Annotated in this window: 1 protein-coding gene; it reads right to left on the bottom strand. The window is 62.0% G+C overall.

Annotated elements, in window-relative coordinates:
- A partial coding sequence (gene tuf, locus ACH6CV_RS18070) for an elongation factor Tu (protein ID WP_456359611.1) occupies positions 1-1,158 on the bottom strand: 1,158 nt, incomplete at both ends.

The following is a 1,158-nucleotide window of genomic DNA, read 5'->3' as shown; positions in this document are numbered from 1 at the left end:
GACGACGCCCGAACCCACCGTGCGGCCGCCTTCGCGGATGGCAAAGCGCAGACCTTCCTCGATCGCGATCGGCGTAATCAGCGAGATGTCCATCTCAATGTTGTCGCCCGGCATCACCATCTCTACGCCTTCCGGCAGCTTGATGTTGCCCGTCACGTCTGTCGTCCGGAAGTAGAACTGCGGGCGATACCCGTTGAAAAACGGCGTGTGACGACCGCCTTCTTCCTTCGTCAGCACGTACACCTGCCCCATGTAGTGCGTCAGCGGCTTGATCGAACCGGGCTTCGCCAGCACCTGCCCGCGCTCGATGTCCGTGCGCTGCACACCCCGCAGCAACACGCCGATGTTGTCGCCCGCCTCCGCAAAGTCCAAGAGCTTGCGGAACATCTCCACGCCCGTGACCACCGTCGAACGGCTCTTCTCCATCAGACCCACGATCTCCACCGTGTCCTGCACCTTGACCATGCCACGCTCAACGCGCCCCGTCGCAACCGTGCCACGCCCCGTGATCGAAAATACGTCCTCCACGGGCATCAGGAACGGCTTGTCCGTCGCGCGCTCCGGATCCGGTATGTACGAGTCCACCGCGTCCATCAACTCGAAGATGCACTTCGTCTGCGGCGCGTTCTTCACGTCCGTTCCGTCGTTCATCACGTACTCCAGCGCTTCCAGCGCCGAACCCCTGATGATCGGCAGATCGTCGCCCGGAAAACTGTACTCGCTGAGCAGCTCGCGTACTTCCATCTCCACCAGTTCCAACAGCTCCGGATCGTCCACCATGTCGCACTTGTTCAAAAATACGATGATGTAACCCACGCCTACCTGATGCGCCAGCAGTATGTGCTCGCGCGTCTGCGGCATCGGGCCGTCCGCCGCCGATACCACCAGTATCGCACCGTCCATCTGCGCCGCGCCCGTTATCATGTTCTTCACGTAGTCCGCGTGACCCGGGCAGTCCACATGCGCGTAGTGACGCCTCTGCGTCTGGTACTCCACATGCGACGTGTTGATCGTGATCCCGCGCGCCTTCTCTTCCGGCGCTTTGTCGATCTGGTCGTAGCGCATCGCTTCCGCCCCGCCCGACTTCGCCAGCACCATCGTGATCGCCGCCGTCAACGTCGTCTTCCCGTGATCGACGTGACCGATCGTGCCCACGTT

Source organism: Anaerozeibacter quisquiliarum, from assembly GCF_051162045.1.
Classification (GTDB): Bacteria; Bacillota; Clostridia; order Christensenellales; family Aristaeellaceae; genus Anaerozeibacter; species Anaerozeibacter quisquiliarum.
This window is presented reverse-complemented; position numbering and strand designations above follow the sequence as displayed.